The organism is Vibrio sp. 970, from assembly GCF_033339075.1.
The window spans coordinates 1-547 of sequence record NZ_JAWOTW010000687.1 but is presented as its reverse complement, the minus strand read 5'-3'; the positions used below and the strand labels follow the sequence as shown (position 1 = coordinate 547).

1 protein-coding gene is annotated in these 547 nt (G+C 41.9%); it reads right to left on the bottom strand.

Going from position 1 to position 547, the window contains the following annotated elements; translation table 11 throughout:
- Window positions 1-547, bottom strand: a 547-nt coding sequence (gene icmH, locus R7Q11_RS28630) for a type IVB secretion system protein IcmH/DotU (RefSeq protein ID WP_225467281.1), incomplete at both ends; no start/stop codon positions are given.

Here is a 547-nt window from a genome sequence, read left to right as displayed (position 1 = left end):
GAAGTTACCGAACAAACCACCCATAGAGGAGCACGTTCCGAAACCTGAGCACCTGCCAACATATGTTGTTCTACTTTGTTACTAAGCTCTTGCTGTACTCCGCGACCATGTGACTTAAGCACTGATACAACTTGTTTTCTCAATCTACGGTGAGCTTCAAGCCCATTTTTTTCTAAACGATACTGACCTATAAAACCCAAAGATAAGCATACGTACATTAGCTCTAGTAAATCTAGGTGGGATTCCGGATGAGCCAAACAGCTATCTAGATGCTTAAAAAAAGCCTCTCCACCTTGGCTGCTCGCGTAAAAAGAACTCAACAGAGAATCATGTGTCCAAAACGATTGACTCCCCCAATTGGTATTCAATACTGCTTCGTCTAAAGAACAGCACAGACAATAACGTGCGGTATCAATGGTTTCCAAGTCAACATCATGTTGACGCAGACGATTCTCATAATCCCTAAGTTTTTGCGCGAGCGTTTCTTTAAGAAATAAAGGATCGGAATGAGTAGCTGTTGCTCTGATTTGTCCAATAATCGAAAGTA